This is a genomic window from Kosakonia oryzendophytica (assembly GCF_900094925.1).
GTDB classification, from domain to species: domain Bacteria; phylum Pseudomonadota; class Gammaproteobacteria; order Enterobacterales; family Enterobacteriaceae; genus Kosakonia; species Kosakonia oryzendophytica.
Map to the genome: position 1 here is coordinate 1 of NZ_FMAY01000025.1, position 8,590 is coordinate 8,590.

The 8,590-nt window shown below is 49.4% G+C and carries 2 protein-coding genes; both read left to right on the top strand.

The window, feature by feature from the left end; translation table 11 throughout:
* Nucleotides 1–133: 133 nt before the first annotated feature.
* Nucleotides 134–5,932, top strand: a complete 5,799-nt coding sequence (locus tag GA0061071_RS23055) for a putative adhesin (protein WP_209446759.1) — start codon at nt 134–136, stop codon at nt 5,930–5,932.
* Between the two features lie 260 nt (nt 5,933–6,192).
* On the top strand, nt 6,193–8,590 hold a 2,398-nt coding region (locus tag GA0061071_RS23060), incomplete at its 3' end, for a hypothetical protein (RefSeq protein ID WP_139109696.1).

Below are 8,590 nucleotides of genomic sequence, written 5' to 3' on the forward strand. Positions count from 1 at the left end.
GCAGGACGTTCTGAGCGAAGAGGATTTGACAGCGTTGCAGGCCGTGCTGGCGCAGAGGGATTACCAGATAGTCATTGACCTTCCGCAGCCGGAAAGACATGACCGGGTCCGCCGGGCCGTGGGGCGAAGACTGTTGGCGGAAGAGAGTACGACACCCGCGCCGGAAGTATCACCTGAATACTGGCCTGCGTTACCGCGCAAGACCGCGATTGACAGTCGTCTGGGCGATTATGTCCACACAACGTTCCCACAAGCTGTTGCCAGTGCAACTGCCGCAGAATACTCGTTAATTTATCCGGAAGAAAAAGTCTATCAGCGCAATGGATACGATTACCTCTACGTTGATGGTAACTATCGCTGTATTACTCTCCATTTTACCATGCGTGCTGACCGGGTGGTTCCGACGGCAGGCGTGCTTTATTCCAACCAGGAGTGGCCCGCCAGTAACAGTATGTCGGTGAAAGTTAATTTCGATCCTGTCGCCATGAAATGGTGTCTGGACGCATCCGGCATATCTGAGATCCCTGCCAGTGCGTCGCCACAGGAGAGCAACAAGATGACGTCTGCCTCTGCTGCCCTTAACCGGGAAGCGGGCACATGGTCAGCGGAACACGCATTTACCTACGATGAGGAAGACCCCGGTCGTGATGGTGCTATTTATCAGGATGACCGACTATACATCTTTCTACATGGCAGATACTGGCCGTTTCTCTTCATCAACGACGATTTGGGCGCCATCAGCAACGGTTCGGGAACCACCTGGGTCAACCGCAAGCAAAACGAATGGGATATTGCCACCACCCTCCGGCCAATGGTGATGCCTGGCCGGAGGGTGGTATCTGAGCAGGTTGAAAAATGGGTTGAACAGGAGTTTGACCCACGTAAAGCCTACCAGCCGCGCCCCGGAGATTTTAAGTCATCGATAGAGAACGGAATTTACCGGACGGCATCCAAGGTGGATACCTATATTTATGTGGCGACCAACTTCTGGCCTGTCAATATCAATAAATCGGATACCGCACTGGGGTATAACAACATTGGCACCATTTTTGAGAAGAAACTGGATTACAGCGCGAAAACCATCAGGATCATCAAAAATAGGCAAAGTATGCAGTGGGAAGATCGGGATAAGTTACCCTCCACCCGTCACTTTGAGCGCCCCCGCAATACCAGCGCATCAGTCTGGTTAACAGAAGAGGCCGAGCTCTGGGATGCTAATGCCGCCAGTAGCGCCGGTTTTCATCCGACACGGGAAGGCAACGGAGGTGTGTACAGGCAGCCGAACGGCGATCTCTATATTTATCTCAACCAGAAATACTGGCCGTTTATCTTCCTCGGCGGCAATACGGGGATCATACCGGTTAAGATTAGCGGCAATGCCACGAATGTCGTCGTACATAATTATAACGGCATTTGGGATTATGCCGGAGAAACTGCCCCCGAAACCCCAGGCGCTATCCGCGAGTTTATTGATAGCTTGATGCTTAATACCCTCATTGACAAAGAAACGCGTCATGCTTTGTTTAAGGTGCTATCTGGTCATGATTTTGTTAGTTGGAGTGCATTGTTACAACTGATGGTTCAGATTATCGAGCAGGAGTTTTATCGGATTTATACACAGCCCGATCATGAAAAAATAAAAAATATCCTCTTTCTCAAGAAGAAAGTAATACGCCTACAGCAACAGATGCACCATACAGAACAATTGCTACCGGGCCTAAAAAATGAGTGGAACGATGCATTGCTGGATATTTATTATAGGGCATTTTCGACCGGGTTTGTTGATGCAACGGAAATTTATGCTGCCTGGCATTCTCGTATTGTTGTTCAGGATATTAGCAAAAAGAAAAAAGTGTTGGAGAGTTTTAATATTCATCTTAAGGTTGATGAGGTACACAAGGAATTACTTGAAGCTAATGCAAAGAGAAATGAGCTTCTGCGTACTATGCATACTGGTTTTCAATCCCCGCATGACAATCCCCAAGCGATACTTGCGGCGAAAGAATACGAAAAAATTAAAAAATTGATACCCAAAGGAGAACAACTGCAGAAGATCTCGAATAACATCGTGAATAAAATTTCAGAATATAAGAAGCTGATTAAACAGCATAGCGATAAATACAAAAGCTATGATCAAGGGGAAGCGCTGGCAAAAAAAACACTGGGTCCCAAACTGGCGCTCTCCACAGATCAAGATACAACCTCAAAGATTGTTGAAGAAGCAATCATTGCTCTCGCGCTTCAGGAAGTCGAAATGGTAATAAAAGAGAGGGATGCGTATAGTGAGAAAGACCTTGAGGAATTAAATACAATAAGGATTGCCAGAGATTTGGTTATACGAATGTCCGAGCAACAAAGTGCTTTTAACTACCTGGTGAACCGGTTAATGTCTATTAATATTGAAAAACATACGCTGTCAAATGACTATAACGATATTATTTGGGCAAATGATCAGGCAGAGAAAATAAATAAAAACAATTTGCATTTTGATGAAAACTCAGAAGTTTTATCTTTCCTTGCACCTACACTCTACTGGATTTTGAAAAATAAAAAAACACCTAAGGATCTGCAAGGACAGGATTTTAACAAAATAGTTGATGGTTACTATTCAGATATTTATCACCTTAATCCCCTAACCCAGATTACTAAAATTCCAGAAGGATACACTCCACTTTCTGGTTTACTGGACAGTGAATATTTTTCTGAGCAGAAAGAGTATGTCAATCAGTTTAGTGTCTATAAAGAAAAATACAGTGCCTATGATGCCAGCGAGATGACAAAAAATCTGTTATTAATCTCCGGATTAACACTGGCTGATATTCTCGCGAAAACAAAGAAAAGGTTTCGCATCAATGTAAAAATGTCCGAACATGATGAGGATATCCTACCAGGGGAAATGCTTTTCGTTCAATTACATGATGATCGGTGGATTTTCTTTTCACTCTTTCCTGACGCGTTGTTTAGTAAGGTTTATACGTCTGCGGAAATGTCTGCAAATGCTTATTTGTCCAAAATTACTACTCTGGCACCTGTTGCGCTGAAAGGCGTGACTTATGGCCCTGTCTATTCAGAAGATTTTTTCCGTGAACGGTTTGGCAAAAAAGAGTCGGGTTCTTTATGGAGTTTTGACTTTAAATGGCGGCATGTTAGAACAGCGTTGTTGAGCACTGTTTATAATGATGAAGGCGAACTGAAGTTCCCAACGCCTTTCACAGATGATAAATATTATGGATTGATTCTTGATTTAAAAGAGAATGCAAGTCAACCGCATGAAAATCTGGTGAAAACGTTAAATACCAGCCTGGTGTCTATGTTTAAAAATACGGCGGATGCCCGTAAGAAGTCACTTTATACCCCGTCGGTACTACAACAGATTGCATTTGCAATGGTTCCTTTTTATCGCGAGATTTACTATCACGATAACGACCCGGAATATAAAATTGACGTCGACTCAGTTCTGCTTGATGTCATTGGTATTGTTTGTGTGGTAGTGGGCGCGGGCATTAAGATCGCCGCGGTGCTGAATAAAATAAGAGTGATAGCGGAACTATTAAGTCAGGGAGTGAAACACGGGTTAGTCGGTAAGGCGCTACTGTCCTATGTGATCAGGGAATTGGCTAAAGATGTCGCGTTCAGTGCGCTGAAAGTTTTAAAAATTAGCGTGATAGCGCTGATAGATCTTATTGACCCGCTGGCGATCAAAGATATCGCAAAATTTACCGTTCAGCACTTTAATAAATCCAAAAGTCTTCGTTCGCTTATTCCTGATGCTCAGCAGATTTCACAAGCACGCGGGATTAATAAAAAATACGCACGTACAGATATAGATATAATGAAAATGTCTAAACAGAAAATAAATGATACTGATGTTTATGTACCTTCTGTTTCCCAGAACAGTAAAAAAGAGTATTACATCAGCGTTGACGACAACACCTATCAAATACGCTGGGATAATGCGTCCGATACATGGCGTACAGTCGATCCGAAAAATCCGGGGCGTTTTGCGTATGGCGAACCTGTCATCTTTGAGAATGGACAATGGAAAATCAATAAAAACTACGGTGGGCTGCGTGGCGGCGGTAAAGGTGCGTCACGTCTTGCAGCACATGCGGATGATGATGTGACGATGGCAGCACAGCCGATGCGGGAAGGTTTACCGCAGGAAAAAGTGCTGGCAAACCTGGACGGAGCATCGGTTTTTGATGCCCGTGAAACCCTGACAAGGCTCCGGAAGGTAAGGGAAATAGAGGATGCCATCCAGTCTCCTCTGGGGAAAGCCAATTCTGTTGCGCCTTATGTTGCTTCGTTTCTCCGGAAGGAAGGCTTTGAAAAAATCCGCTATCGCGGCATCGCGTTTTTCGCAAACGGTATGGACAGGGTGCCGAAGAATCACTATGTGGTGCTGGGTACCAAAGGGGGCGGCGATTATGTCTTTGATGTGACTGCAAGGCAGTTTAGTAACATTTATTATGAGCTTAATGCACCAATTATTTTGCCAGAGTCATTATGGGCGCAGAAATATGCCAATCTCACCAGCCGGAGTCTGATTAAATACGGTGACTACCGCTCACTTTCCACTGCCATGACTGATTTTGACGGACGCAGTAACTATTTTTACTATGGCCCGAATTCCTTTATCCCCAATGCGTTTGTCCTACGGCGGCCACGCTGGTATTACCCGGCAGATGCCGCCGCAAATGCTGTGGCAGATGCTGCGGCAGCGGGAAGAGTGAAATCCCCGCCGGCAGAAGATATTAAGGGAGCCAACCCTAAACGAAAAGGCAGGCCCAACCGTGAAGATTTTATGGTGGATGGCAAATTTGATGAGGAGGCTTATAACGAGGCACGCTACGGAGAAGCCAGAAGGAGACTGGCAAATACCAAGGACCTGGATGATGTGGGGCGCCGCAGAAAAGCGGCTGAGGTGCAGCTTAAGCTTCTCAGTGAGGAGGAAGTTAAGTCAGTCAAAGTCATTGGCGAAGCGAATGACAGTTTCACTCTGACCACCATTCCTGACAAGCCGGCAGAAACATTAGCCCTGAACTCACATGGCTGGTTTACCGGTGTCAGTGGTAAATACCGACTGCCGGAAAATAAGGAGCTGATTTTTTTGGGACCGCACGGAAAAACGCTGGCCGAACCGCCGGGCAATCTTCCGACGGTAACGTTGCTTGCCGGTGATGCCGAGCCGATATTTTATGCCAGCCTGATCAGAAATGTTCAGAAAAAAGTGGCTTCCGAATTTACTGAGTTAACAGCGGGCACTACGAGTAAAGGTCGGGTGATGGATTATTCATTAATGCACTATGAGAAAACACCGCAGGAAGAGCTGACACTGGCGGTGCTGCTTAACAGGCAAAATGCGTTGCGTGAAAATATTGACATTTTATCCGTAACACCAGCAGCCGGAAGAGACAAAAAACTGAGTGATGTGCTGAATGCGATAGATAAAACAGGTATTTACGGGAAGTACAACTACAAGAAATTAATCTTCGTTGCTTGCCGGGAAGATAAACGACGGGGGGCAATCAGTGCCGCTCTGGGAGACTCGTATCAGATTCAGTTTAAAGAGACAAAATCGGACCTGGCGGCACTGTCGTTGGATGAGACCTCCGTTGCCGGGGCGGGTAGCAATGCGGGTGCGGCGAAGCCATTTGCCCCTGGCAACGCGAAGGCTCTTGTTGGGGAGCCGCTCCCTCGGGTGAGAAGAAGCATTCCGCACTCAGGACCGACAGAGCCAACCACGTTAATGCCAGAAACAACAACGACAGATGAGTACGAAGCAGACAGTGATGAGAGCGAGTTCATCGACTTTGACGGTATTCTGGTATTCGAAAAACTGACCATCACCATGCCGGATAAAAAAATGACGTCAGAGGTGCTTGGCATCCTGCCGTATATCAATCCCCCTCTTTCTAACCGGAAAGCGTGAAAAATGATTTCCTTATGCTTTAGGCGGATGTTCATTGTTCGCGTAATCCTGTTTTAGCGAGGCGATTTTACTCCAAAAAAATCATCAGATAAGACATCCACCGATGAACAGCGCGCACTGTCCGATTTGTGTGGGTTGTTACCGCGTTTACTGTGTGAAAAATCCGATTTCCCTCTCGACGACGACCTCGATTGCGACAACGTCGCTCATGCTTAAATAAAAAATCTGACTGTGGTGATGCCAATCACAAGGGGGATATTGTGCCCGACTATGCGCATGCCGCTACACCCATTCCCGCTGAATATGCGCCTGAAAACATTCGTGATACGACGGTATCCCCATGGAGGCTGGATGAAGATGATGTTGATTATGTGAAGCCGGAAACGGGCGGCGCATTTCGGGGAATGTTGTGGCGGATGACGGCAAACATTGCCAGTCATACGTTCAGCGATCTGCTGGACGGTTATGCGGATGCTGCCGAAGTCTGGCAGCAGCTGATTCGCACCGATGCTCATGCGCTCTCCTGGGAGGCATTACTACGGCTGACGGCGGAAGGGGTGCTGCGTCACGATACGTTATTGCCTGCGGGTATTCGTGAGCCAGCGCGTGCGAGCGCCCAGTTTACGCTGCGTTTTGCCGATTTTTATCAGAATGCTGTCGATCTCTCCGATAGCCATGAACTGGCGGTGGTGATGGCGCGTTATGCGGATATTCTTCCCGACGCGGGAGTGAAAGCCGCACAAGATCTGCTGTTTGTTTTGCATCACGCGGACCTGTTGCGCCAGGGGACCTTACCGCAGCGGTTACGCAGGCTAAATGAGATTCTCGACGCGGAACTGTTGCAGTCGCTGCCGCTGGTGACGCAGCTTCGTGAGTATGTTGCGGCAATGATAACGGCATCCGGCTATTGGCAAATGGCGGAAACTATCTGGGAAGCCACACAACAGATTAACGCCAGCAACGCGCCAATTTCCGGGAAATTCACGCAGATTGCCACATTGCTGCAGGACCAACGGTCGTTATTATCGCCGGAGTGGCAGGCCGCCGTTGACGTTATCAGCCAGGTGCAGATCCGTGTGGCCGCCTTGCTGGCGCAACCTGAAGACAGCGATGCCTCCATGTTAATGCGTGCGCAACAGGTCATGCAGGCATTAAACGAACTGGTAAACACACCTGTGGTACTTGTGCTATTGCCAGAGGATATACGCGGGAAGCTGGACAGTTTGCTGAATCAGGGACGCATGATCGTTGGGGCGTTAAACGGGCTGCTCGCCGGAGAGCGCACGCGTCGGTTTGAGGAGTATCTGGCTCAAATTCTGGTCATTAGCGATGCCATCGCCCCGGAACTGCTGGCACCTCTGCGTGCGCTGGCAACACACATACGGGAGAGTGTTGCTCCATTACAGGACAGTCCGTTTCCTGCATGGCCGGAACCCGCCACACCGGCTGCAGTGCTGAGCTGGTTGCAGCAGATGTTGATGCACCCGCTGTTTCATCACGTGGTGTTACCCCGCCTGTATGGGGGATACCAGCAGGCACTGACCCGCGCACTGCGCCTGAGCCAACAGGCCGGGACTTTCCCCGTACAGGGCGCGACGAGCGAGCAATTACAGTGGCTGCTTATGCAGATCCATAATCCGGATTTGCGACAACTGATGGCGCAAGCAGGACTGGATCCGTATCTCACATCACTGACATCGCAACTTAGCGGTGAGATCTCCGCCGACCTGTTCGCGCTGTTCCTGCAAATTATCAAACCTGGCCAGTCCCTGACTCAGCGACTGGGTAATTTGGTGGGCGGGATATTTCACCGCAGTGCGCTGTCGACAGCGGTTAGCCAGGCTGTAGGCGCAGGATTGCGCTGGTTGCCTGGCGGTCAGATGCTGGAACCGCTGTGGCGACTGGGTGTTAACTGGTATCAACGCACCATGCTTGCGCCAACATGGGCGGAAACGCTGCATAACTTTTTGCAGGTCGTGCAGGATGATTTGTCGGGCAATGTGCTGGTGATGGACCTGGTCGCCCGTCTGACCGGCGTCATGCCGCCGTCGGCGGCGGAGGCCATGCGCACATTGCAGACCATTCACGCGTTCCAGCTACAACGCGATCTCACCACGCCGGATGAGACGTTGCACTGGGTCGTGTCTGGTATGCAGCACTACCCCGAACTGCAACCCTGGTACCAGAACTACCTTAACCTGATGCTTGTCTGGTCGGTGAAAAAGATCCTTGATACGCCGGATATGAAAACGCAGCAGCAGGAAGTAGCGCATCTGCAGGCGCGGTTATCGGAGCCGGAATGGCGGCTCTGGCCTGGCGTGGCGCAGCTTTCCGCTTTGCTGCCGTTACTGCCACTGCTGCCGGCGATCCGCGAAGAGCTGGGTGAACGGACCCTGCCCACGGGGAACTCGTGGCTGGAATGGAGCGCCGCGGTTGCCGATATCCTTGCTGCCAGCGAGCACCCGGCGCTGCAGCAGGTACGCCGGCAACTGGAGCAGAACATTGAGGCATGGATAAGCGATACCCTGCTGCAGGGAATGACCGGCGACGCCAGGAGAAGGCTGCTCACCTCACGGCGGCTGCCGGAGCGCTGGAGCATGGCGGGTATCTCGCCTGAAGGCATGCGGGAAGAGGGGGATATCTGGCTCAGCGGCGGCG